Raw genomic sequence first — 22,969 nt, forward strand, 5'->3', positions numbered from 1 at the left:
TGACGAGGCCGGGCACTTTCTCGATCAGCGCGGCGGTCAGCGGCGCGCGCGCGGCGTTGCCGGGCATGCGATAGCCGTAGCCCTTGAGGAAGAATGCACGCCAGCGGCGGTCGGCGGCGATGCGGCCATGGTCGAAGGAGATATCGCCGAGCGAGGGAATGTCCTCGGCCCGGATCCGCACCGCCTCGTCGCGGATGGCCTGCCAGTGGCGTTCCAGCTCGGCGATCCAGGGGAAGAACGCCTTGTCCTGCACCGCGGCGTCGGGGATCCGCGAATTGCGCATGATCACCGCGTCGATCTTCGGGCGCAGTTCCTTGCCGATCTGGAACAGAGATTTGTTGACGAAAGGAACCTTCCAGCCCCTTGCGTTGACGGTTTTCTGCCAGTTCATGACTGTTGCCTTACCGCTTCAGCGACCCGATCCGGCTGCCGAACACCCGGTCCCAGAAGATCGCCGAGATCGCGAAGTTGCCTTCCTCGTCGACGTAGTGGTGGCGCATGTGGTGGCGCTTGAGCGCAGCGCCGATGCGGCCGCGCATCGGGAACTGGTGGCAGGCATAATGCACCGCGTCATAGATCACGTAGCCGGTCATGAAGCCCAGGAATGCCCAGGTTCCCGCCTTGCCCAGCACTGCGAAGCAGGCCGCCCAGACCAGCGCGCCCACGAAGATGCTGACCGGCAGGGGCATCAGCCCGCGCATCGGGTCGTTCGGGCTTGCGTGGTGGTTGCCGTGGATCAGGAACACCAGCCAGCGCACCAGCGGGGCCTTGCCGTCCAGATGGAACAGGTAGCGGTGCATCGCATATTCGAACAGCGTCCAGGCGACGAGGCCGACGGCGACGAGGGCAGATGCGCCCATAACCGTTGCGGAACCCCACCCGGCCAGCGCGATCAGCGGCAGCATGACTGCCCAGCTCACTGCGAAAGTACGCGGCGAGATCATCGTAAGCTTTTCCAGGCGCTCGCTTTTGAACAACCGGATGCGTTGCGGACTGGAAACCGGAGCAGGCATTGGCTTCGATGCTGGACAGTAGGTGGGATTGGCTGTCAAGTCGATTTACCTCCAACCGGGTTTAAAACATGACAAGAAGTTTTAGTTTCCGGGCCTCACCGCGATGACGGACTCATCCGTTCAGAACCGTATTCTCGTGACCGGCGCCTCGGGCGGCCTTGGCGGCGCTCTGGCGCGGCATTACGCGCGGCCGGGGGTGATGCTGAGCCTGTGGGGCCGCGATCCGGCGCGTCTGGAGGCGATCGCGCAGGATTGCCGCGCGGCGGGCGCGCTGGCGCAGGTGCGCTCGCTGGACATCGCCGATGTGGATGCCGCCCTTGCCGCGCTGGCGGACGAGGATGCGGCCTCGCCCTTCGATCTGGCGCTGCTGGCCTCGGGCCGGGGCGACGTGCGCGCGGCGGGCGATCTGGTGGAGGACGCGCGGATGGTGGCGCGGATGGGCACGGTCAACTTCACCGCGCCCGCCGCGATGGCGGCGGCGCTGGCCGAGCGGATGGCGCGGCGCGGGAGGGGGCGCATCGTGCTGGTCGGCTCGGCGGCGGCGTTCCACGCCCTGCCCTTCGCGGCGGCCTATTCGGGCACCAAGGCGGGCCTTGCCCGCTTCGCCGAGGCCCTGCGCATCGCGGCGAAGTCCCACGGGGTCAGTGTCACGCTCGTCTCTCCGGGCTTCATCGACACTGCGGCAGGCCGCAAGGTGCCCGGGCCGAAACCGATGCTGATGAGCGCCGAGGCCGTCGCCGCGCGCATCGCGAAGGCGGCACGGCGGCGGCAGGCGCACCTCGTCCTGCCCTGGCCCTTCGCGGTGCTGCGCTGGCTGGACCGCCTGCTCCCCCGTCCCTTGCGCGACCGGGTGCTGGGCAGCCTGACGCCGCCGGGGTGAGGTAATCCGTCAATCGTCAACCAGCCCGGGGGTTGATGATCCGTGCGCCGGAGCCGTGGACCGGCGCGGTGGCGGCGATCATGCTTTGAAGGCAGCAGGTTCGGGCAGGAACCCGCCCGTCAGTGCCCCGATACGATGTCGGGGATCACTTCGCCCAGGATCGCGTGGTGCAGCCCTGCGGGGGTCAGGTCCATGCGGCGGTTGTCGCGGCGGACGGCCCTGCCCTCAGCGTCCATCCGCAGCATCACGTAGGGAGTATGCCGGGGGCCACCCGGCTTCGTCGCGCCGGGGATGCTCGGGCGGTGGTCGCCGAAGAACACCAGCAGGGCCGGACGTTTCAGGGCGGCGATCCGCTCCGTCAGGCTCGTCAGCATGGCATCGCCCTTGCGGACGAGGCGCATGTAGCCCTCGACCAGGTCCACCCCGGGTTCGGTCTGCCACGGCCCGTGGTTCTCGATGGTGACGGCGTAGAGCAGCGTGGGCTGGCTCGCCGCCCCGGCCAGTTCCATGATCGCATCGGCCATCGCCGCGTCGGTGACGTAGCGGCCCTCCCCCGGCCCGGGCGGGGCGAAGCGGTCCTCGCCCACCAGCTGCGCGAAGCCGCCCGCGGGCATGATCCGGTCGCGTCCGTAGAAACGCATGTCGTGGGGGTGGACGAACAGGCTGCGCCAGTTGCGGCCTGCCGCCGCCAGCCTTGCGGGCAGGGCATGGCTGCCTTCGGCGGCGGCGGTCAGGAACGGGTCGTAGCGGCGGAAGCCCAGCGCCTCCTCGTCGCGCCCGAACAGCACGCCGTATTCGGTGCGCATGGTATAGGCGCCGAAGCCGCTCACGTTCAGGTTGCCCCACTGGCAGGCGGAGGCGCGCGCGGCGGCAAGGCCGGGAAGCGCCAGCGCGGGATCGCCGAACAGCGCGGCCGGATCGGCGAAGCTCTCGCACTGGATCACGACGATGAGTTCGGGGCCATCCTCCGCCGCCTGTCTCGCGGCGGGAGCACAGGGCGCGGGATCGGGCTCGGCGCGCCAGCGCAGCCAGTAGAGCAGCAGCACCGGCAGCAGGCCGAGGCGCCGCGTGTCGGCAGGGGCATCGGGCACCCGCGCCAGAGCGCGCCACGGCGGCAGGCGCAGCGACAGCGCGAGCGCGCCCAGCCCTCCCGCCAGCAGCAGCAGGCCGACGAGGTGCGCGGCAAGCTCGGCGCGGGAGAACCACGCGGCGACCGCCAGCAGCACGGCGGCCACGATCCCCCCTGCCACGCGCTGCCAGACGGCCACGGCGGACAGATAAAACTGTGGATGGCGAAACACCGCGCCGACCAGCGCCAGGTCCGAGAACAGCAGCGGCTCGCCCAGCATGGCGTGCTTGGCGTTGGAGGCGACCGAAAGCAGCGCCTGCACCGCCAGCGCCAGCACCATCGCCACCGCACCGTTGCCGCAGATCGCCAGGAACAGGCCGTAGAGCGCCGTGCTCATGCAGGCGAGCAGCCACAGCCCGGCCCCGCCGCGCGCGGCCCTGGGCCGTACCGGCGCGTCGAGGAGAGCTGCGCCCAGCAGCGCCCCCGCAATTGTCAGTCCGTCGCACGTCACTGTCTGAGTAGCACCACCACTTGCGCCCAAGCTGCGCCTGCCCGTTGATCTGAACCGACGGCGGGGACGGGGACGGGCTAATAGCGGGCGGGACAAAGGCTGTCATCAACCGACTCCGTCTATGCCCATGCAGGCTGCCTGCAACCGTCACAGACTTGCCGCGTGTCATCGGGAGGCCTATCGCTCGAACCGACATGCAGGACAGATCGGGTGGGCGGCACACGATTTGTAAGCAGATTCATGTATGTCGCAACGGAGTGCGTCTTTTCCGTATGCCAGAATATCGTACTGCCGGGACCGATTCCGCAGGAACGGCGGACCTTCGCCCGGATACCGGCGGCAAGGCTGTTTCCGGGCGGACCATGGTTCCGCCCCGTCGCTCCGTCCTGCTGCTGCAGGGTCTGATGGGGCCGCTGTTCCGCCGTCTCGGACAGGAACTGATCGCGGCGGGGCACGATGTCCACAAGGTCAACTTCAACGGCGGCGACCGCGCGTTCTGGCGGCTGCCGGGCGGCATCGACTATCGCGGCACCCTGGCCGACTGGCCCGCGGCCTTCGCGGCGCTGCTGGGCGAGCGCGGGATCACCGACGTCGTGCTGTTCGGCGACTGCCGCGACCATCACATGCCCGCCATCCGCATCTGCCGCGAGGCAGGGGTGCCGGTCCATGTCTTCGAGGAAGGCTATATCCGGCCCGACTGGGTGACGCTGGAACTGGGGGGTGTCAACGGCCACTCCTCGCTGCCGCGCGATCCGCGGTGGTATCGCGAGACGGCGGCGGCCCTGCCCCCGGTGCCGCCCCATGCGCAGGTGCCCTCCTCGTTCCGGCGCCGCGCGCTGGAGGGGCTGGCCTACAACGCCGCCGACGTGCTGACGCGCTGGTATTATCCGGGCTGGAACAATCATCGGCCCTGGCATCCGGTGGTGGAGGGCATGGGCTGGATCCGCAAGCTGCGCCGCCGCAAGGAGCGCGAGGCATCCGCCGGCGTGCTGATGGCGCGGCTTGCCGCATCCGGCGATCCCTATTTCCTGTTCCCGCTGCAGCTCGATTCCGATGCGCAGATCCGCCTGCATTCGCCCTTCGCCGGGATCGCCGATGCGCTGAGGCTGGTGATCGGCTCGTTCGCCGCGCATGCGCCCGCGGGCACGCGCCTGGTGGTCAAGGAGCACCCGCTCGACAACGGTGTGCGCGACTGGCGACAGGTCACGGCCGACATGGCCGCGCTGTTCGGGGTGGAGGAGCGCGTCGACTACCTCGCCTGGGGCGATATCGTCGCGGTCACGCGCGGTTCGCGCGGCGTCGTCACGATCAACAGCACCAGCGGCACTTTCGCCCTTGCCGAAGGGCTGCCGGTGGTGGTGCTGGGCCATGCCGTCTACGACATAGCGCAGATCACCTGTCAGGACGGCATAGACGCCTTCTGGACCGATCCCGTGCCCCCCTCGCCCGAGACGTTCGCGGCGTTCCGGCGGGTGCTGATCGAGCGCTGCCTGATCCCCGGCGGCTTCTTCTCCGAAGAGGCGCTGGACAAGGTGGTTCGCCATGCCGTCGCCAGGCTCGAAGGGCAGCCGATCGTGCCCGAATGATCGGCCTGTGCTGGGCCTGTGCTGGGCGCGTGCTGGGCGATCAGGGGTGATTCGGGAATTTCTACTCGAAAGCACGAAGTTTGCCGCCAATTGCTACTCGATAGCACGAATTGCGCGGCGAATTTCTACGTGAAAGCACGAATGCGTTCGGCAATTTCTATTTGAAAGCACGAACGAATTTTCACTTTCCTACTCGAAAGCACGAACCGTACTGGGTTCCGCCCGCCCGGGATTGCTGCGAAATTGCCGGATCGACGCGGAGCTTTCCGGCTGCGCTGCGACGTGACGATCCGGATGGCCGGATCGTGGCGGATTTCTGAGCGGATTTCTGGGCGGATTTTGGAAAAGGACAGGCCGTGATCACCTAAAAGAAAGCCCGGCACGAAGGCCGGGCATCCTGATGAGGTAAGGACAAGCGTCGCCAAACGCTGCCCGGAAACAACCAACTCCGGTCGTCCTTGTACCCCATCCCGAACCCGTTTTCAAGGATGCGCGTTTCGCGCCACGCCCTCTTTTTGTCTCGATGACGGCCCTCCTGCGGAGGGACGAATGGCAACGCATACCCTGAAGATGGCGCTCGGCGGCGCATTGGCGAATGCGCTGGGCGGCACGCAAGGCGCGCGCAAGGCGCGAACCGGAGCCCCGCATCGCACCGGCGCGCGGGTGCTGCGCGGCAGCGTCGAGGCGGGCACGTTCGAGCATGCCTTCTTCGTGACCCCCGCCCGGGGCGAGCCCGATCGCCTGCTGCGCGCCGCGCGCCGCATCCTCGATGCCGGGCGCCAGCTGCGCCGCGAAGCGCGCGGGGGCACGCGCACCCTCACCCCGGCCGAGCATCTCATCACCACCCTGACCGCCGCGAGCGTGCGCGTCTTCGAAGAGATCCTGACGCTCTCGCGCCTGAACGGCGGCCGCGTCTTCCCGAGCTACGATCACCTGGCGCAGGCCACCAGCCTGGGCCGCGCCACCGTGGCGCGCGCGCTCAAGATCCTCGAGGACATCGGCTTTCTCGTGCGCCAGCGCCGCTTCAAGCGGATCGAGGATGCACAAGGCCCCGGCCCGCGCTACGAGCAGACGTCCAACGCCTATCGCGCCTTCCTGCCCCGCATCATCATGGACTACCTGCCGCGCTGGATGCGCCCTGCCCCCGTGCCGGACGACGCGGCGCACCGCGAGGAAACCCACGCCGAGGACATGGCGGCGATGGTCGGGTCCCTCACCTGCCGCGAACTGGCCGAGGCCCACGTCGGGGGCGCTCTGGGCAAGGTTCTCGCGCGTCTGGGCGCCGCGATCGATGCGGCTTCGGACAGGCAGGAGCGCGAGTCTCAAACCGATACGCAACCCCTACCTGATTCCATTCATATGACGAAATATGGAGTGGACCTGGCCGGTCCACACCCCGATGTCTGACGACATGGACGCCGGACACGGCACAAGAGACCCAAAACCACCTTCCCTGCCGCAAGGGTCGACGCACCGCTACGCGGCGCGGGTGTTCCCGGGGGGAACAAGCCGAGGCGGCATCGCGCGGAACGGTCCTTGCCCCATGGCGAAACGTCGCCCGGTTGAAGGATATCGTTATGGTACCTAGTAGCTATACGATAGCTATCCGATATCCATTAGGTACTTCCCTGCCCTGTTTCTGCCGCACGGTGTAGCTGGAGCACATCCTCGTCGCGCTTGCCCTGCAGCTGGCGGCGGTGCTGTCCACCGGCAACTGGCGGGCCGGCGCGGCGCTGGCGAGCGTCTGCCTGATCGGCAGCGAAATCGGCTAGGCGCAGTACTTATGGGCCGCGTATCCATGGATCGGGAGGTCTTGGCATGGCCTTCGCGCCAACATGCCGCGGCCGGGCCGTTTGCCTTGGACCGGTCGTCGCGACATGTGCCTTCGCCCGCGTCATGGGCGGGCGTTGATATCTCTATGGTACCATTTTAGTATCAGGTAGCTATCGCGTATCGGATAGCTACCTGATATCCATCATTTGCCGCCCGATCGTTCCAGCGCTGCCAGCGCGCGCTCCAGCACGGCGCCCAGCGGCAGGTCCAGTTCGTCGGCGACGCGATAGAGCGCGGTGATCGTCTCTTCGGTGGCCTTGATGTTGATCTGCTGATTGCGCCCGGTGGTGCGGCGGCGCGGCTGCCGCACCGGTGCGGGGGCAGGAGGGGCAGCAACCGCCGTTTTCTCGCGCTTCGCGGGCTTAGTTGCCGCCGGGGCCAGGATGGGGGAGGGGGCTTCCCCCGTGCGCGCCTTGCGGCTCGGGAAGCCGCTTGCCTGCGCGATTTCCTCGATCGCCTCGGCCGGAACCGGCTTGGGGGAGGGGGCGGAGGCGAAATCGTCGAGGTTGCCGAAAGGGTTGGCGCGCGTCATCGGGCAGTCTCCACTTCACCGGTAGCCGAAGCAGCGCGCGCGGCACGCAGGCGTTCGATCACTTCGGCGGCGAACTGTTCGGCATTGGCCTGCGCCTTGTCGAGGTTCGAGACCTCGCGCGGGTCGAGGTTCTCCAGCGTCTGCTGGAACGAGAACACCGCGCGGAACGCCTCGCGCTCGTTGAGCTGCGCCTCGAACACCGGCACCCCGGCATCGAGCAGGCCGCCCTGGATGTGGCCCATCGTGCGGGTGCGGATGATCGGCGAGGTGCGGGTCAGCAGAACCCCGTAAGGCACCGCGCGACCGGTCATCTTCTCATGCTGCTTGAGCACGCGGATCGCCCGGCTCGCCTGTTCGGCATCGAGCTGCGATCCCTGCATGGGGATCACCACCAGATCGGCCTGGCTGACCGCGAGCAGCACGATCTTGGCCGCCGTGCCTTCCAGGTCGACGACGACGAAGGGGGTCCTGGCCGCCGCTTCCTCGATCCGGTCGATCACGTTGTCCTCGTCCACGTCGGCAAGGATGGAGAGGTTTTCGGGCAGCTGTGCGCCCTTGCTCCAGGCGGCGATGGGATGGTTGGGATCGGCATCGACCACGGTGACGGGCGCGGCGCGCGCCAGTTCCGAGGCGAGCAGCAAGGCGGCGGTGGTCTTGCCCACGCCCCCCTTGGGACTGACGAAGACGACGGTGGGCATGGACGATTCCCCTTTCGCAGTACCGGATAGCTAGCTGGTAGCTACCATGTCAATGATGGTACTTGTATAGTATCTGTCAGGTATCCTGATAGCCGATGGCTATCGCACGGATATAGGCTTGCCGCTTTTGCGCTTGTCGCCCTCGCGCAAACCGTTATCGGCAAGGGGGCATGCCATCAAACCGGACAGACACCAGCGACAGCCGCAAGGCGGAAAACCGGATGCGCGGCGGCTTCCGGCTGGCCCTGCCGGTCCATTTCGACGCGCTGCGCATGGCCCCGCGCGCCTGGCTGACGGCGTTGTGGTGGCGCGTGCTTGGCAAGCGGGTGCGCGCGCGCGGCCAGTTCGCGCCGCTGCTGGCCGCCTCGCCGCGCGCCTATCGGCTGTGGTTGCAGACCGAGCCGCCGTTGCCGGAGCGCGGGGAGGGCGGTTCATACATCGAAGGCCCTATCGTCGCCCCTATCGTCGCCCCCATCGTCGCCATCGTCGGAGCCGGGGCAGGGCAGGCGCAGACGCTGCGCAGCCTTGCGGGGCAGGGCGCACAGGTGCTGGCGCTCGGCACCGCGGACACGCCCGACCTTGCCGCGGCAGCGACGGCGATCGACTGGAGCGCGGGGCCGTGGCTGCTGCCTCTGGCGGCCGGGGACACGCTCGCCCCGCGCGCGCTCGATGCCTACCGCGCTGCCGCCGCCGGAACGCGGGCGCGCATCGTCCATGCCGACGATGACCTCATCGACGCGGGCGGCAGGCGGGTGAAGCCGCATTTCAAGCCGGTGTGGAACGCGGAACTGCTGCGCCATTTCGACTACCTGACGGGCGCCTGCATCCTGCGGGCCGAAGCGGCCGATCTGGAGAACCTCGATGCCGCGGACTGGGCGGGGCGCCTGACCGCGCGGATCGCGGCGCGCAGTTCGGGGGCGGAGCGGATTCCCCATGTCCTGCACCACCGCCGCAGCCGCCCGGCGCCGCAAGTGCCGACTGTCCTGCCCGCCGGGGAGGGCCTGCCCACCGGAGAGGGGGCGCTTGCGAAAGTCAGCGTCATCGTGCCGACGCGCAACCGGCTCGACCTGCTGCGCACCTGCATCGAGGGACTGGCGCGCACCGACTATCCCGATTTCGAGGTGATCGTCGTCGACAACGGCAGCGACGATCCGGCGACGCTGGACTATCTGGCCGCCCTCGATCCCGCGCGCCACCGCGTATTGCGTGACGACGGGCCGTTCAACTTCTCGCGCCTGAACAACCGCGCGGCGAAGCTGGCGACCGGCGATCTGCTGTGCTTGCTCAACAACGACATCGAGATGCTGCGCGGCGACTGGCTGGCGATCATGGCCCGGCAGGCGCTGCGGCCCGAAGTTGGCGCCGTGGGCGCGCGGCTGCTCTATCCCGACGGACGCATCCAGCATGCGGGGGTGGTGCTGGGCATCTGCGGCGGCGCGGCCCATGCCCATCGCCTGCTGCATCCGGACGAGGAGGGGTACTTTCACCGCCATGCCCTGCCGCAGTTCACTTCGGCGGTGACGGCGGCCTGCCTCGTCGTCAGGCGGGCCAGTTTCGAGGCAGTCGGCGGGCTGGACGAGGCGAACTTCGCCGTCGCCTTCAACGACGTGGACTTGTGCCTGCGCCTGAACGCGGCGGGGTGGCAGTCCTTCTACGAACCGCGCGCGACGCTGGTGCATCACGAGTCCGTTTCGCGCGGGCTGGACCGCGATCCGGTGGGCGCGGCCCGCCTGGCCGGTGAACTGGCCGCGCTTCAGGCCCGCTGGCATACCGATACGCAGGTGGACCCGTTCCATCATCCGCAGCTGAACCGGTACAGCGAGCGCTTCGTGGTGCAGCTTTGAGCCAGCCCGCGCAGCGCCTTCACGAGCCCGCGCAGCGCCTCAAGTTGCCACAAGTGACGCTCTGCGCGGTGACTTCGGTCAACGTCGCCGCGACGCTGACCGCGCTGGAGCGCAGCCTGGAGCAGATCGACTTCGCGGCCTGCAGGCTGCTGACCGACGCGCAGGTCAGCCCGGCGGATCCGCGCATCAAGGTCGTGCGGATCGATCGGCTCACATCGGCGGCGGCCTATTCGGACTTCCTGCTGAAAAGGCTGCCCGACCATGTGCACACGTCGCACTGCCTTGTCGCGCAGTGGGACGGTCATGTCCTTGATGCCGGACGCTGGCACGATGCATTCCTCGACCATGACTACATCGGCGCCAGCTGGCCGCAGTTCGACGATGGGCATGATGTGGGCAACGGCGGCTTTTCGCTGCGCAGCCGGCGGCTGATGGACTTGTGCCGCGATCCCGCCTTCGTGCCCGTCCATCCCGAGGACGTCGCCATCGGGCGCACCAACCGCGCCTGGCTGGAAGGGCAGGGGATGCGCTTCGCCCCGCGCGCGCTGGCAGACCTGTTCGCGGCGGAGCGCACCGGCGACCCGCGCGAGACCTTCGGCTATCACGGCGTCTGGAACATGCCGCGTGCGGTTGGGGCGCAGGATTTCTGGCAGGTCTACCGCGCGCTGGACGAGCACACCGCCCTCAGGCGCGATTTCCTGTCGATCCTGCAGGACGTGCGGCGCGGTCCGCAGGGCAACCGGCGGGCGCTGCGGATGGTGGCGGACAGGTTTGCAGGCTGGTTTCGGGGCTGACACCGGGCTAGGAGCACCGGACAGCAATGCGTGAGCGAGGTTTCGTGAACAATCCCTTTCCCGGTCTGCCCCTGATCGAATCCCCGCTGTTCGCCGCCCTCAGGGACACGCAGGGTTTCACGGCGGAAGAGGCGCGGATCGCTACCGATCTTCACGAAAGGGGCTATGCCGTCCTCGACTTTCCCGATGTGCAGATCGATGCGCGGATTGACCGGATCAAGGCGGCGCTCGGCCCGCGCTACGGCATCGACTTCGCCAGCCCGGACAGCGACAAGACCATCGGCGAGCGGCGCGTGCAGGATGCCTGGAAGTTCGACGAGGACGTGCGTGCCATCGCCGCCAACGAAGCGGTGCTGGACCTGCTGGGCAAGCTCTATGGCCGCCGCGCCTTCCCGTTCCAGACGCTCAACTTCCCGGTGGGAACGCAGCAGGACGCGCATTCGGATTCGGTCCACTTCTCCAGCCTGCCGGAACGCTTCATGTGCGGCGTGTGGCTGGCGATGGAGGATATCGGGCCGGATGCCGGACCGCTGTTCTACTATCCCGGATCGCACCGCTGGCCGATCATGACCAATGCGCTGATCGGGCGGCGCGGCTATGGCAGCGACCTGGGATCGGCGCAGGATCCCTATGGCCCGGCATGGCAGGCGCTGGTGAAGGCCAACGGGGCACAGGTCGACACCTTCCACGCGCGCAAGGGGCAGGCGCTGATCTGGTGCGCCAACCTGCTGCACGGCGGCAGTCGCCAGAACGACCCGCGCCTGACGCGCTGGTCGCAAGTGACGCACTACTATTTCGAGGACTGCATCTACTACACGCCCGCATTCTCCGACGAATCAGTGGGGCGGCTGCAGCTGCGCGATCTGGTGTCGGTGAGCGACGGGCGGCCCCGCCCGAACACGTATCTGGGCGAGCCGGTCGACGATCCGCGCCGCCGTCGCCGCGCCTCACTGCCGCGCCGGATCATCAGGCGCCTGGCGGGCTGAGGACGGACGCGATGACGAAGCGGCTGCAGATGCTGTCCCGCTGGCTGGTGCGCCGTTCGGGCCGGTTCGATGCCGCCTATTACCTTGAGGAATATCCCGATGTCGCCGCGTCGGGGGTCGATCCTCTGGCGCATTACTGCGCGCATGGCTGGCGCGAGGGGCGACGTCCGGGGCCGCAGGTCCATCCCGGCCGCATCGCGGCGGGGCCGATCGGGCGAAGATTTGGCGGATGGAACCCCGTTGTCGCGTGGATGCTGGTGGGGCGCTGGCTGAACTGGCCCCTGGGCTGGACCCTGGAGCAGGAACCCGCGCGCCCATCTGCACCGGCATCACCCCGCATCGCCATCATCGTGCATGAGGCGACGCGCACCGGAGCGCCCATCTTTGCCCTGCGCCTGTCCCGCTGGCTGCGCCGTACCCATGGCTGCGATCCGCTGCTGGTGCTGATGGACGAAGGTTCGCTGACGGCGCAGTTCATCGCGGAATTCCCCTGCCTGCCGCTGTTCGCCCTGCGGCGCAGCGAACGGGCGCAGGCTCTGCGGCAGGGGCTGGCGGGGGTGGAGCTGGTGTACTTCAACAGCCTTGCCGCCCTTGGCGCGCGCGCGTGGCTGGACTGGTATCGCGGCCCGCTGGTGCTCCATGCCCATGAAAGCGGGCAGGGGCTGGCGATGTACGCCGATGCACTTGCCGCGATCGCGCCCGAGCGGCCGCTGGCGATTGCCGTCAACGAGGAGGCCGGGGCGGCGCTTTGCACCCTGCTGGGCACGCCAGCGAAAATCGTGCCGCCTGCGATCGAGCGTGATGGCGCGGCGCACGTCAGCCGGGGCGAGCGCAGGCGCGTGGTCGCGGGTTGCGGCACCAGAAGCCGCCGCAAGGGAGCGGACCTGTTCTGCCGGGTCGCCGCAGCGGCCTCCCGGATGAGCGGGGAAGCGGTGGAATTCCTCTGGCTCGGCGGGCCGGGCGATGTCGACATGGCCGCGCTGGCGCGCGAGCTTGGTGTGGAGCGCAGCGTGCGTCTGGCGGGAGAAGTGCCTGACCCGCTGCCCGATTTCCGGCACTGCGCGCTGTTGCTGCTCCCCTCGCGCGAGGATCCGTTTCCGCTGGTCGCGCTTGAGGCGGCATCCTGCGGTCTGCCGACCGTCTGTTTCGACACGATGGCGCAGGGCGTCGGCACCTGGGTCTCGCAAGGGGCCGGGCATGTCGTCCCGGCCTTCGATATCGACGCCATGGCGGCGGCGGTGCTGGCGCTGCTGGACGATCCGGCGCAGTGGCAGCGGGCATCGCAGGGGGCGCTTTCGGCGGCGGCGCGCTACGACATCGAGGCCGTCGGGCCACGGATCGGCGCGGTCATCGAACGGGCCGTCGGTCGCCCTCTGGCCGGGGCCGCGTCTTGTGGTTCAGGGCATCACCGGAACATCGAGCACGCTGGAGAGTGAACCTTCCGTCATGCTGCGGGGTTTGGGATGGTTGTCATGGACTTTCGATTCCGGCCCACTATCAGGAAACCACCGTCGCGGATGGTGGGGCATCTCGCGCTGTGTGAATGAGATATTGGCGAATTTCATGAAGAAGGCGGTTATCAAGATCATCGGTGGCGACAGGTTCGGCAAAGATCCTGCCTACAAGCTGATTTCCAAGCATCTCGACAAGGCGTTCTACCTTTCGACGAACCCGGACGTGCGGGCCAGCGGGATCGATCCCGTGCGGCACTACATCGCCCACGGGCACGCCGAAGGACGCGATCCCACGCCGGACTTTTCCACCAGCGGTTATCTCGCGCGCTATCCCGACGTGGTCTCGGCGGGCCTGAACGCCTTTCACCACTACCTGCAGCACGGTCGCCACGAGAACCGGACCGGCGCACCGGTCGAGGTGATCCATTCGGGCGCAGGCCCGGCCGAGATCGTGCTGGCGCCCACGCACGGCGTCGCCGGCAAGGGTGAGCCGCAGCCGCTTGCCGCGCTGCTGCCCAGGCTCGACGAGGCGAAGGTCGCGCGGCTGCTGGGCGGCGGCGCGACGACGATGATGGCGCGGCCGCTGCGCATCGGCATGACTCATGTGCTGGAGCGGCGCACTGCCGTCGCCGCGAATGGTATGGACGAGGCGGACGGCGCGAAGGGCAGGGGCAAGGTCGCTCTTGTCGCGGCGGATGGCCTTGGCCCGGATGCTGCCACCACCGCTGCCACCGCCGCCGCCGAGGACGGCGTGCCGGACGGTGCGGAACTGGCCGCGCAGATGCTGGCGGCGGCGCAGGGCAAGACGCTGTCGCTCGACTTGTGGGACACGATCCTGCGCCGCGACTGTTCGCCCGACGCGATCAAGCTGCGCCATGCCCGCGTCCAGTGGCTGACCCGGATCGACCCCGAGGGCGACCTTGCGGACCTGCATCCGATCGACCTGTTCCACTTGCGCCGCATGGCCGAGGCGGACGTCGCCGACGAGCATTTCGAATACCGGATCGACGAAGTGGCCACGCGCATGGCGCCGCTGCTGGCCGAACCCGGAGAGGACTTCGCCGCCGGCTTCATCGACCGCGAGATCGCGCTGGAGAAGGCCGCGATCAGCATCGATCCGGTGGCTGCGCAGCTGATCGCCGGGCACGAGGGCCGCAAGCTGATCCTCTCGGACTTCTACATGCCCGGCACTGCGCTGGAGGCGCTGCTGGATCATGTCGGCCTGGATGCCATCGACAAGGTCTATTCCTCGTCCGATCACATGGCGACCAAGCGCGCGGGCGCACTCTATGACCTGGTGCTGGCGGCCGAGGGACTGGATTGCCGGGACGTCCTGCACATGGGCGACCGCTTCAGCGCCGACGTCGCCGCCGCGCGCAATCGCGGCATCGCGGCGTTCCATTACTATTCGCCCTCGCACCAGCCCCGTCTGGAAAAGCTCGACCGGGATTTCTGGAGCCACGTCACAGGCGACGCGAGCGCGCATGCGACCGCCATCGCCGAGGCCCTCGGCCACGAGGACGGCGCCGATCCGGAACTGGAAATGCTGTCGGTCGCGGCGACCGGCTTCGTTTTGCACGTCATGGAAGAAGCGCTGCGCCGCAAGGTGGACAAAGTCTTCTTCTTCACGCGCGAAGGGGATTTCTTCCGCCGCATCTACGAAGTGCTGGCCGCGCGCGACGTCTTCGAGCTGGGTACCTATCCGCAGCCGGTGGTGATCGAGGTCAGTCGCCGTGCCACTTTCGCCGCATCGATGGATGATTTCACGATCGACGAACTGATGCGGCTGTGGAGCCAGTATTCGGCGCAGTCGGTCGCCGCGCTGGCCACGACGCTCAACGTCGACCTGGAGCAGTGGAGCGGCGTCGCCGCCAGGCTGGGCCTAGACGTGGACGAGAAGGTGGAGCTGCCCTGGCGCGATCCGCGCTTCGTCGCCTTCGTCAGGAACCCCAAGGTGGCCCGCGTCGCGCGCGCCGCGATCCTGGAGCAGCGCGGCGCCCTGCTGGAGTACCTGGAGGCGGCCGGCTACGAGCCGCGGGCCGACCTGCAGCGCGTCATCGTCGACATCGGTTGGCGCGGCACCATCCAGGACAATTTGGCGCGGATCTCCTCGGGCAGGCTGCACGGCTGCTATTTCGGGCTGGAGCAGTACCTGAACCCGCAGGCGGCGAACGTTTCCAAGTCGGGCTACGTGTTCGACGCCAATCGCCGCTATCCGCTGCGGGTCTCGGAAGTGGCGGGGCTGGAATTCCTGTTCAACGCACCCGGCGGTTCGACCACGGGCTATCGCGAGGGCGTCGCCCTGCGCGAGATCGTGCCCGAAGAGGAAGGCGTCGTCACCGGCCCCGTCGCGGCGATGCAGGAACGTCTGCTGGCCGCCACCGCGACCATCGGCGACTATGTGCGCCGTCACGGCATCGTCAGCTCCGACCTCGTCAGCTTCGCGCGTGAGGTCGTCGCCGATTTCGCGCAGACCCCTCCGGTCGAAGTGGCCGAGGCGTTCTTCCGCCTCAGCCATAACGAGAGCTTCGGCGTCGGCAGCGTTCATTCCATGGGCTTCGACGCCAGCGGGCTGGACGGGATCGCGCGGCTCGACGGTTCGCGCCTGCATGGCGAAGTCTCGCGCCGGCTCAAGGGCCTGCGCTGGGCGGTCGCCGCGCATCGCTTGCCTGCCTTCCGCGCGCTGGAAGAGCGGCTTGCACCCTCGCAGCGCATCCACGTACCCGTGGCGCCCGCGCTGGTGCGGCCCGGTTCGCTGGGACAGCCGCGCCTTGCCGTGCTGTCGCCCGCGCCGATCCGCGGCTCGGGCGGTCATCGCACGATCTACAACTTCGCCGCCTCGCTCGCGCGCCGGGGCTATGACGTCGACCTGATGCACGAGCGTCCGGCCGATGCCGCCACGGCGGAATGGATCGGTTCGGTGCTGGGCGACGTGTCGCTGACGCAGCACTCCGCATGGGTGAACTGGCTGCACCCGACCGCCTCGGCGGCGACGATCTGGTACAGCCAGCGCTATGCCGCGCAGTACTGGGACGATGCACGCCAGTTCTACTTCGTCCAGGACTACGAGGCGATGTTCAACCCGGTGGGCGATACCTACCTCCATGCCGCGCAGTCCTATTCCTGGGGCGCGCAGCACATCTGCGTCGGCCGCTGGCTGGCGCACAACCTGCGGGCGCAGTTCGGCGTGGGCGTGGCTTCGGGCGGGCTGGGCGTGGACCACAAGGTCTATCGGCCGCTGGACGAGGACGAGGAGGCAGGCACCGGCCACGGTTCCGCTTCGGGCGCCGGCGCTTCCGGTGGCACCCTGTCCACCGCACCGCGCCGCCGGGACAACCAGATCGCGCTGCTCTATCAGCCGGAGAAGTTCCGCCGCGCACCCCAGCTGTGCGTGGAGGCGCTGGAAATCGTCAAGGCGCAGATGCCCGATACGCGCATCGTCCTCTACGGATCGGACCAGAAGCCGCACCTCCCGTTCGAGCACGAGCATCTGGGCCTGATCACCGACGTCAACCGCATCAATACGCTCTATGCGCAGTCTGCGGCGGGGCTGTGCATCAGCGCCACCAACCCGTCGCGCATTCCCTTCGAGATGATGGCGGCGGGCTGCGTGCCGGTGGACATCTACCGCTACAACAACCTGTTCGACTATGACGCGGGCACCGGCGTGCTGGCGCATGAATCGGCGGAATCGATCGCCGAGGCCCTGCTGGGCCTGCTGCGCGATCCCGCCGCGCGCGAGGCGCGGTCGGCGCGCTGCATGGACAGCGTGATCGATCGTTCGCTGGAGTGGGAGATGGACGCGGCGGTGAACGCCGTCGACATGGGCATGAGCGGGTTCGACTTCGACGATCTCGCCCCGGTGCGGCCCACTTATACCGACGCTCCGGTGATCGCGGGCAAATGGGATACCGCGCCGGTCAACCGGTTCATGGAATACCAGTGGGAGCAGGCCGGCGGCGGCGAACGCGACGGGGTGAAGATCGCGCCGAGGAACGGCATGGAACAAGTCAACCCCCTGAAGAACGGGGCGAAACAGAACGACAAGGCACTACAGGCATGACCTCTTTCATCGTCAACGATTTTTCCGAGGAAACCCTGGCGTCACTGCGCCAGCATGTCGGCAACGGCGGCAAGTCCGTCGTGCTGACGGCGCAGTGCCCGCAGGAAAAGCCGCCCTTCGAGCTGCCCGAGGACGTGCTGGTCACGGACGAGCGGTTCGGAGGCACCAGCTACATCCGTGGCAACCACCCACGCCTCGAGGGGCTCTGGACGCAGTATTCCCACCTCGATACTGGGCTGGCGCGCAACATCACGTTTTCGCACACCATCACCGACAAGACGCCGATCGAGAACTGGCAGTCGCGCCCGCACGCAATGCAGGACGCGCCGGTCGGGGCCATGGATTCCGAGCACTACCGCCACGCGCACAACCATTTCCAGCTGCTCCATTCCGAGGTCTACAACTTCTCGAAAGACCTCAACGGTGTCGCCATCTGGGGCGATTCCGCCGCGCTGGCGCCCCGCGCGAAGTCGTGGGGCGCGTTCTTCAGCGCCCGGTCGTGGCCGCTGAAGTGGAACGGCTACACCCCGCCCGAATGCTTCGCCTATGACGAGGCGACCGAGTTCGACGCGGCGCTGGTCGGCGTCGAGATCGACGTGCTGAACGCGGGCAAGGACTGGTGCGGCCCGGCCGGGATTGATCCGGACGCGCTGGCCAAGGTCGGCCTCCAGCTGGTCGGCTTCGGCAGCAAGAACACCGCGGCGGTCGAGATCCGCACCGAGGATTCCGACGATCCCAACCGTTCGGTCGAGGAACGGCGCGGCGCCTGGCACTGGGGCATCATCATGCGCAATGCGCTGGATCACCAGTCCACTGTGCTGATGTCAGAGAACGGCCGCATCCGGCGCGGGATCGACTTCGACAAGACCACCTTCACCGAAGGCGCGCTGCGCATCTCGGGCGAAGGACAGGGCAGCGGCGTGACCTTCGACAAGGGCGCCTCGGGCGAGATATATTCCGACCCGGCGGATTCCTCGCTCAACATCCGCATCGGCGGGGGCGGACTCAAGCTGTGGAGCTCGGACGGCAAGCGGGTGCTGGCGACGATCTCCGACAAGGGCATCGAGATCGGCGACGGCAGCAAGTCCTCGCTGCTCGCCCGCACCCTGCGCCGCCTGTTCGGCTGAGGATTGGCCCGGCCACTCAACGGCAGTATTCCATGGGTGGCCGGGCGGGCCAGATGCTGACACTTGGGGCCGGTGCCGTTACGAAAATCGCTCTTCCGCGATTTTCAGAACCGCCCCCCCTCAGAGGTTGGAGTAGGTTTCCACCGCAAGGGCGACGTCGTCGTAAGGCGTCGCCTTGCCGCCGTGAATCAGGACGGCGCGGTTGCAGTACTGGCGCACGAATTCGTTGCTGTGCGATGCCAGGATCATCGTGCGGTCGGTGCGCTTCTCGAACAGTTCCTCGTGGCACTTGCGCTGGAAGTTCTGGTCGCCCACCAGGATGATCTCGTCGATCAGGTAGCATTCGAACTCGATCGCCAGCGACAGCGCGAAGGCCAGGCGCGCGCGCATGCCTGACGAATAGGTCTTCACCGGCATCTTCAGCTGGCTGCCCAGCTCGGTGAAATCCTCGACGAAGGCGCGCATGTCGCCATAGTCGCGGTCGTAGATGCGGGCGATGAAGCGGGCGTTGTCGTAGCCCGTCAGGCTGCCCTGGAAACCGCCCGCGAAGCCCAGCGGCCAGGACACCGACATGTGCCGTTCGACCTTGCCCGCGGTGGGCAGTTCCACCCCGCCGATCAGCTTGATCAGCGTGGACTTGCCCGCGCCGTTGCGGCCGAGCAGGGCCACCCGCTCGCCGCGCCGGACGGTCAGGTTGACGTCGTTCAGCACGCGCTTGACGCTGCCGCCATGCTTGTAGTTCTTGAAGATGTTGCGACAGACGATCATTCGACGGAGAAAGTCCTGCGTACCTTGCGGCAGAGCGCCAGCCCGATCGCCGCAGCCACCAGCGCGCAGGCGACCGGGTTCCAGGGATCGTAATAGGCCGTGACCTGATCGCCCCAGATGCCCTTGCGCATCATCTCCATGCCGTTGACGAAGGGGGACCACATCAGGAACTCGCGCGCGGTCGGGGTGAGCCAGGCCGACATCGTGAACAGCCCGGAGAAGGGGATCATGATATAGGTGATGACCGGAATGAACTTTTCCAGCACTTCCGACATCTCGGACAGCGGCGCCACGATGAAGCACAGCGACAGGGAGAACAGGGCGTAGAGGAACCAGCCCCCGATCAGCAGGCCCAGGTCCGCCGGGACCGGGAACAGGTCGAAGGTGATCAGCACCCCGGCGATGAACACGTAGGCCATCATGCCGCCCAGCAGCTCGATGATGAAGCGCACGAACACGAAGTCGAGCACCTTGACCTGCCGGTGGTACATCAGGCTGCTGTTGGCGGTGAACACCATCGCGCTGCGGGCGATGCCGTGGCGGAACAGGGTGATCGGGATATAGCCGCTGACGACGAAGGCGACGATGCTGATGCCGTGTTCCTCCGGCCCCTTCCAGATGCGCCAGATCGTTGCGACGAGGCCCGCGAACAGCAGCGGCTCCGCCATGATCCACAGAAAGCCGATGTTCTCCCGGCCGTAGCGGGTGTTCAGTTCGCGGATCATCAGCGCATGGATCACGCGCATCTGGATCCGCCAGCCTTCCTGCAGCTTGCGCAGGCGCGAACGGGTTTCCCGATCGTGGGCCGGATTGTGGCCCGGTTCGTGCCCCGCTGCCGGTTGCGTGCTCGGCTCCATCGTCACTCGTCCGGTGCGTGCTCGAGGATGCCCACGATCAGCATCCAACCGATGAAGTAGATGCACAGCGCCGCAGCCGCGACGATCAGCACGCCCAGGATGCGGCGCGGCAGCAGCGGCATGTCGGGGGTATTGGGATCCACGACGCGCTCGAGATAGAACTGCTGGCGCTGCGCCTCGGCCCGCGCCTGGACGAGCGAGGCATTCGCCACGTTCAGGCTCTCGGTGGAGAATTCCTGCTCGACCAGCAGGTTCTCGTACCCGCCCAGCTTGGAGGCGATCCCGCCGTTCGACCCGACGACGCGGCTGTCCTGCGATGCGATCTGCACCGAGATTGCGTTGATGCGGTTGCGCAGCGCCGGGATCGAGGGGTTGTTGGGCGCGACCCGCTGCATCTGGTCCAGCTGGGCCTGCAGCGCGGCGCGCTGGGCGATCATGGTATCGGCGATCTGGATCACGCCGACCGCCTGCTTGGCGGGATCGAGCAGGGCCTGCGCATTGCGGTATTCGGCCAGGGCGACGCGGGCCTGCTTGGCGCGCAGGGTCGCCAGGTCCACCTGCTTCTGCGCCTCGGCGATGCCGCGCGTCTGCACGCGGGCATTGAGCCGGTTGACCAGCTGCTCGCTTAGTTCCAGCAGGCGCTCGTTGATGGCGTGGGCGTCATCCGGGGTGAAGGCGCGGGCGGTGATCACGGCCAGGCCGGTCTCGCTGTCGAGACGGGCATCCACCATCTTGCCGTAGTACTTGAACAGGTCCTCGAACGAATTGTCCGAGAACGGCATCGGGAAGCGCGAGATCGCATCCGCCTGCGCGGACGAGAAGCGCGCCCGCACGTTGATGTCCTTTTCCAGCGAGCGCAGGGCATCGCGCGAACGGACATAGCCCAGCACCTCGTTCGTCTGTTCCTGCCCGCCGGACAGGCCGGTGGTCTGGATCAGGCTGGCGAGCGAGGTCATCTGCGATCGCTTCTGGTCCGGGCTCTTGATGACGAACCGCGATTCCGAGACGTAGATGTCGGACGCGAACAGGCCGTAGTACAGCACCGCCAGAAGGGTCGGCCCGATGACGAAGAGGACGAACCAGCGACGTTTCTTCAGCCATGTGGCAAATGCGGATCGCGGGGCCTTGGTTTCGGCCTGTTCCCCGATCGGAAACGAGTGCTCAACGTTCATAAGTATCTTTTGCAGCACCTAAGGGGCGGGGGCTTCCCGCCGTGGCTATCGCATCAGCGCTAGGCCAACATGCGCCCGCGCGCAAGGCTGCTGCAATGCCGGTCAGGGCGGATGCAAAGCGTCCCGTCGCAATCGGGTGCGGCGCTATTGTTCAATCTCCGGCCACAGTGCTAAGGCACCGGCAAGATCACGTTCCCGAGTTCATCACGAAATGTCAGTCAAGAAGTCCGTTAGCCTGCTCCTGCTGCTGGCCGGCCTCGCCGGTTGCGCCACGCTGCCGACCAGCGGCCCCACGGGCAAGCAGATCGAAAAGTCCGCAGCCGATCCCGAGGCGGGGCTGCCGATCCAGCTTGTCGAGGTCAAGGCCGCGGGCGACGTGCCCGTGACCGGGGCAGAGGCGCCGAGCGCGCTGCTGGCCGACCTGGCGCCGCCGCCCACCGACATGATCGGGCCGGGCGACGTGCTGGACATCAACATCTACGAGGCGGGCGTCACCCTGTTCTCCGGTGGCGGCGGGGCCGGTGCGGCTGCCGGGCAGACCAACCAGATCGCCGTCAATCCCGGCGTGCAGGTGCAGAAGCTGCCGCCGAGCCGGGTGGACGATCGCGGCGATATCCAGATCCCCTATGCCGGCAGGCTGCACGTCATGGGCCACACGGTCGGCGAAGTCGAAACGATGATCCGGGATTCCCTGCGCGGGCTGTCGCAGAACCCGCAGGTGCTGATCACGCTGCAGCAGGCGATCACCAATTCGGTGATCGTCGGCGGCGAAGTGACGAAACCGGGCCGACTGGTGCTGCAGACCAACCGGGAAACGCTGTCCGACGTTGTCGCGCTGGCCGGCGGATACCGGGGCAACGCGCGCGACCTGACGCTGCGCGTCGTGCGCCGGGGCGAGAGCGTCGATGTGCGCGTCAGCGATCTGGTGGAAAACCCGCGTCTCGATGCCCGCGCCTATCCGGGCGACCGGCTGATGCTGATCAACGCCCCGCGCACTTATTCGGTGCTGGGCGCGCCCGGCAAGGTGGACCAGCTGCCGTTCAGCCGTTCCTCCGTCTCTCTGGCGGAAGCGGTGGCGACGGCGGGCGGCGCCAACCCCGGGCTGGGCGATCCGGCGGCGGTCTTCCTGTTCCGCTACGTGAAGGACGAGCAGGGCAACGAAGTGCCCGTGGTCTATCACCTCAACATGATGAAGACCGGCACCTACTTCCTCGCCCAGCGCTTCGCCATGCGCGACAAGGACGTGATCTACTTCGGCAACGCGGCGGCGAACCAGCCCAGCAAGCTGTTCTCGCTGATCAGCCAGCTGTTCACGCCGATCATGACCGTGACGGCCGCTGTCCAGACCGTGCAGAACAGCAACAACTGACCTGAGGGGCAGGCCCCGGCCTGCCTTTCGCCGATCAGGATGTCAGGTGCCAGAGTGAAAAGGGGGTCGGGGATGAGTGACGCGATGCAGCTTGTCGAGAAAGCCGCCCGGGCCCTGGCGCAGGCGCGGGGCGGCGAGTGGGACGCGCTCCCGCCCGAAGACCGGCGCCTGCTGCGGCGCGACGTGCGCGCCGTCGTGCTGGCGCTGCGCGATCCCGATGCGGCCATGGCCGAGGCGGGCGCGGAGATCGTCGGCAATGTCGGCCCCGGCGAAAGCAGGGCCGCGCACCTGAACGACGCCGTGAACACATGGCGCTTCATGGTCGATGCGCTGCTGGACGAAGCCCGCTAGGCACTATTCCGCTCAGTATTCTGGCCGCTTGCCAAGTCGTCCCCGGCGTGGTCGAAAAGCCG

The 22,969-nt window shown here is 67.7% G+C and carries 19 protein-coding genes; 11 read left to right on the forward strand and 8 right to left on the reverse strand.

Features of this window, described 5'->3' with window-relative positions:
- The coding region (locus tag ACODRZ_RS23810) for an aspartyl/asparaginyl beta-hydroxylase domain-containing protein (RefSeq protein ID WP_488986264.1) at positions 1–391 on the reverse strand (391 nt) is incomplete at its 3' end.
- 10 nt (positions 392–401) lie between these two features.
- Positions 402–944, reverse strand: coding sequence for a sterol desaturase family protein (locus ACODRZ_RS23815; protein WP_488972690.1), 543 nt, complete (start codon positions 942–944; stop codon positions 402–404).
- A gap of 172 nt (positions 945–1,116) precedes the next feature.
- Here ACODRZ_RS23815 and ACODRZ_RS23820 point away from each other — a divergent pair, with 172 nt between their 5' ends.
- The gene (locus tag ACODRZ_RS23820) at positions 1,117–1,893 is read left to right on the forward strand and encodes an SDR family NAD(P)-dependent oxidoreductase (protein ID WP_488972691.1); all 777 of its coding nucleotides are present in this window, start codon (positions 1,117–1,119) and stop codon (positions 1,891–1,893) included.
- Positions 1,894–2,012: 119 nt separating this feature from the next.
- On the opposite strand, the gene ACODRZ_RS23825 is transcribed toward ACODRZ_RS23820, so the two are convergent.
- Positions 2,013–3,473, reverse strand: coding sequence for an LTA synthase family protein (locus ACODRZ_RS23825; protein ID WP_488972692.1), 1,461 nt, complete (start codon positions 3,471–3,473; stop codon positions 2,013–2,015).
- A gap of 362 nt (positions 3,474–3,835) precedes the next feature.
- Between ACODRZ_RS23825 and ACODRZ_RS23830 the strand changes: the two genes are divergently transcribed.
- Positions 3,836–5,059: a capsule polysaccharide biogenesis protein gene (locus ACODRZ_RS23830; RefSeq protein ID WP_488972693.1), complete on the forward strand. Its 1,224-nt coding sequence runs from the start codon at positions 3,836–3,838 to the stop codon at positions 5,057–5,059.
- Positions 5,060–5,608: 549 nt separating this feature from the next.
- Positions 5,609–6,466 (forward strand): helix-turn-helix domain-containing protein, encoded by an 858-nt coding sequence (locus ACODRZ_RS23835; RefSeq protein ID WP_488972694.1) that lies wholly within the window; start codon positions 5,609–5,611, stop codon positions 6,464–6,466.
- Between the two features lie 568 nt (positions 6,467–7,034).
- Here ACODRZ_RS23835 and ACODRZ_RS23840 read toward each other — a convergent pair.
- Together ACODRZ_RS23840 and ACODRZ_RS23845 are read right to left on the reverse strand one after the other, a co-directional pair.
- Positions 7,035–7,424 (reverse strand): hypothetical protein, encoded by a 390-nt coding sequence (locus tag ACODRZ_RS23840; RefSeq protein ID WP_488972695.1) that lies wholly within the window; start codon positions 7,422–7,424, stop codon positions 7,035–7,037.
- Positions 7,421–8,122 (reverse strand): nucleotide-binding protein, encoded by a 702-nt coding sequence (locus tag ACODRZ_RS23845; RefSeq protein ID WP_488972696.1) that lies wholly within the window; start codon positions 8,120–8,122, stop codon positions 7,421–7,423. The genes ACODRZ_RS23840 and ACODRZ_RS23845 overlap by 4 nt, the downstream gene beginning before the upstream one ends.
- A 170-nt stretch (positions 8,123–8,292) precedes the next feature.
- On the opposite strand from ACODRZ_RS23845, the gene ACODRZ_RS23850 reads away from it, so the two are divergent.
- From ACODRZ_RS23850 to ACODRZ_RS23875, 6 genes are all read left to right on the forward strand, one after another.
- Complete coding sequence (locus ACODRZ_RS23850; protein ID WP_488972697.1) at positions 8,293–9,966, forward strand: glycosyltransferase family 2 protein; 1,674 nt, start codon at positions 8,293–8,295, stop codon at positions 9,964–9,966.
- Positions 9,963–10,760: a DUF5672 family protein gene (locus tag ACODRZ_RS23855; RefSeq protein WP_488972698.1), complete on the forward strand. Its 798-nt coding sequence runs from the start codon at positions 9,963–9,965 to the stop codon at positions 10,758–10,760. The genes ACODRZ_RS23850 and ACODRZ_RS23855 overlap by 4 nt, the downstream gene beginning before the upstream one ends.
- Positions 10,761–10,786: 26 nt before the next feature.
- Positions 10,787–11,746 carry a phytanoyl-CoA dioxygenase family protein gene (locus ACODRZ_RS23860; protein WP_488972699.1) on the forward strand — a complete coding sequence of 320 codons (960 nt, stop codon included), beginning with the start codon at positions 10,787–10,789 and terminating at the stop codon, positions 11,744–11,746.
- Positions 11,747–11,757: 11 nt separating this feature from the next.
- Entirely contained in the window at positions 11,758–13,182 is a 1,425-nt protein-coding gene (locus ACODRZ_RS23865; protein WP_488986265.1) for a glycosyltransferase family 4 protein, read from the forward strand.
- A 127-nt stretch (positions 13,183–13,309) separates the two neighbouring features.
- Complete coding sequence (locus ACODRZ_RS23870) at positions 13,310–17,263, forward strand: rhamnosyltransferase WsaF family glycosyltransferase (protein WP_488972671.1); 3,954 nt, start codon at positions 13,310–13,312, stop codon at positions 17,261–17,263.
- Positions 17,260–18,390, forward strand: coding sequence for a hypothetical protein (locus ACODRZ_RS23875; RefSeq protein WP_488986266.1), 1,131 nt, complete (start codon positions 17,260–17,262; stop codon positions 18,388–18,390). The genes ACODRZ_RS23870 and ACODRZ_RS23875 overlap by 4 nt, the downstream gene beginning before the upstream one ends.
- A 120-nt stretch (positions 18,391–18,510) precedes the next feature.
- On the opposite strand, the gene ACODRZ_RS23880 is transcribed toward ACODRZ_RS23875, so the two are convergent.
- The 3 genes from ACODRZ_RS23880 to ACODRZ_RS23890 form a co-directional block, all read right to left on the reverse strand.
- The gene (locus tag ACODRZ_RS23880) at positions 18,511–19,158 is read right to left on the reverse strand and encodes an ABC transporter ATP-binding protein (protein WP_488972673.1); all 648 of its coding nucleotides are present in this window, start codon (positions 19,156–19,158) and stop codon (positions 18,511–18,513) included.
- A complete protein-coding gene (locus ACODRZ_RS23885; protein ID WP_488972700.1) occupies positions 19,155–19,904 on the reverse strand; it encodes an ABC transporter permease in 750 nt (249 codons plus the stop codon). Before ACODRZ_RS23885 ends, ACODRZ_RS23880 begins: the two co-directional genes overlap by 4 nt.
- 113 nt (positions 19,905–20,017) lie before the next feature.
- Positions 20,018–21,187, reverse strand: coding sequence for a KpsE/RkpR family capsule polysaccharide export protein (locus ACODRZ_RS23890; RefSeq protein ID WP_488972674.1), 1,170 nt, complete (start codon positions 21,185–21,187; stop codon positions 20,018–20,020).
- A gap of 211 nt (positions 21,188–21,398) precedes the next feature.
- Between ACODRZ_RS23890 and ACODRZ_RS23895 the strand changes: the two genes are divergently transcribed.
- Both ACODRZ_RS23895 and ACODRZ_RS23900 read left to right on the forward strand, forming a co-directional pair.
- Positions 21,399–22,556 (forward strand): polysaccharide biosynthesis/export family protein, encoded by a 1,158-nt coding sequence (locus tag ACODRZ_RS23895; protein WP_488972675.1) that lies wholly within the window; start codon positions 21,399–21,401, stop codon positions 22,554–22,556.
- Between the two features lie 72 nt (positions 22,557–22,628).
- Positions 22,629–22,907, forward strand: coding sequence for a hypothetical protein (locus tag ACODRZ_RS23900; RefSeq protein WP_488972676.1), 279 nt, complete (start codon positions 22,629–22,631; stop codon positions 22,905–22,907).
- Positions 22,908–22,969: the final 62 nt, after the last annotated feature.

Source organism: Novosphingobium sp. FG90, assembly GCF_057808725.1.

What these genes read in the sequence shown, in the direction of transcription:
- ACODRZ_RS23815 (WP_488972690.1), bottom strand. Translation starts at nt 944, where the DNA reads ATGATCTCGCCGCGTACTTTCGCAGTGAGCTGGGCAGTCATGCTGCCG.
- ACODRZ_RS23820 (WP_488972691.1), top strand. Translation starts at nt 1,117, where the DNA reads ATGACGGACTCATCCGTTCAGAACCGTATTCTCGTGACCGGCGCCTCG.
- ACODRZ_RS23830 (WP_488972693.1), top strand. Translation starts at nt 3,836, where the DNA reads ATGGTTCCGCCCCGTCGCTCCGTCCTGCTGCTGCAGGGTCTGATGGGG.
- ACODRZ_RS23835 (WP_488972694.1), top strand. Translation starts at nt 5,609, where the DNA reads ATGGCAACGCATACCCTGAAGATGGCGCTCGGCGGCGCATTGGCGAAT.
- ACODRZ_RS23840 (WP_488972695.1), bottom strand. Translation starts at nt 7,424, where the DNA reads ATGACGCGCGCCAACCCTTTCGGCAACCTCGACGATTTCGCCTCCGCC.
- ACODRZ_RS23845 (WP_488972696.1), bottom strand. Translation starts at nt 8,122, where the DNA reads ATGCCCACCGTCGTCTTCGTCAGTCCCAAGGGGGGCGTGGGCAAGACC.
- ACODRZ_RS23850 (WP_488972697.1), top strand. Translation starts at nt 8,293, where the DNA reads ATGCCATCAAACCGGACAGACACCAGCGACAGCCGCAAGGCGGAAAAC.
- ACODRZ_RS23860 (WP_488972699.1), top strand. Translation starts at nt 10,787, where the DNA reads ATGCGTGAGCGAGGTTTCGTGAACAATCCCTTTCCCGGTCTGCCCCTG.
- ACODRZ_RS23865 (WP_488986265.1), top strand. Translation starts at nt 11,758, where the DNA reads ATGACGAAGCGGCTGCAGATGCTGTCCCGCTGGCTGGTGCGCCGTTCG.
- ACODRZ_RS23870 (WP_488972671.1), top strand. Translation starts at nt 13,310, where the DNA reads ATGAAGAAGGCGGTTATCAAGATCATCGGTGGCGACAGGTTCGGCAAA.
- ACODRZ_RS23875 (WP_488986266.1), top strand. Translation starts at nt 17,260, where the DNA reads ATGACCTCTTTCATCGTCAACGATTTTTCCGAGGAAACCCTGGCGTCA.
- ACODRZ_RS23880 (WP_488972673.1), bottom strand. Translation starts at nt 19,158, where the DNA reads ATGATCGTCTGTCGCAACATCTTCAAGAACTACAAGCATGGCGGCAGC.
- ACODRZ_RS23885 (WP_488972700.1), bottom strand. Translation starts at nt 19,904, where the DNA reads ATGCGCGTGATCCATGCGCTGATGATCCGCGAACTGAACACCCGCTAC.
- ACODRZ_RS23890 (WP_488972674.1), bottom strand. Translation starts at nt 21,187, where the DNA reads ATGAACGTTGAGCACTCGTTTCCGATCGGGGAACAGGCCGAAACCAAG.
- ACODRZ_RS23895 (WP_488972675.1), top strand. Translation starts at nt 21,399, where the DNA reads ATGTCAGTCAAGAAGTCCGTTAGCCTGCTCCTGCTGCTGGCCGGCCTC.
- ACODRZ_RS23900 (WP_488972676.1), top strand. Translation starts at nt 22,629, where the DNA reads ATGAGTGACGCGATGCAGCTTGTCGAGAAAGCCGCCCGGGCCCTGGCG.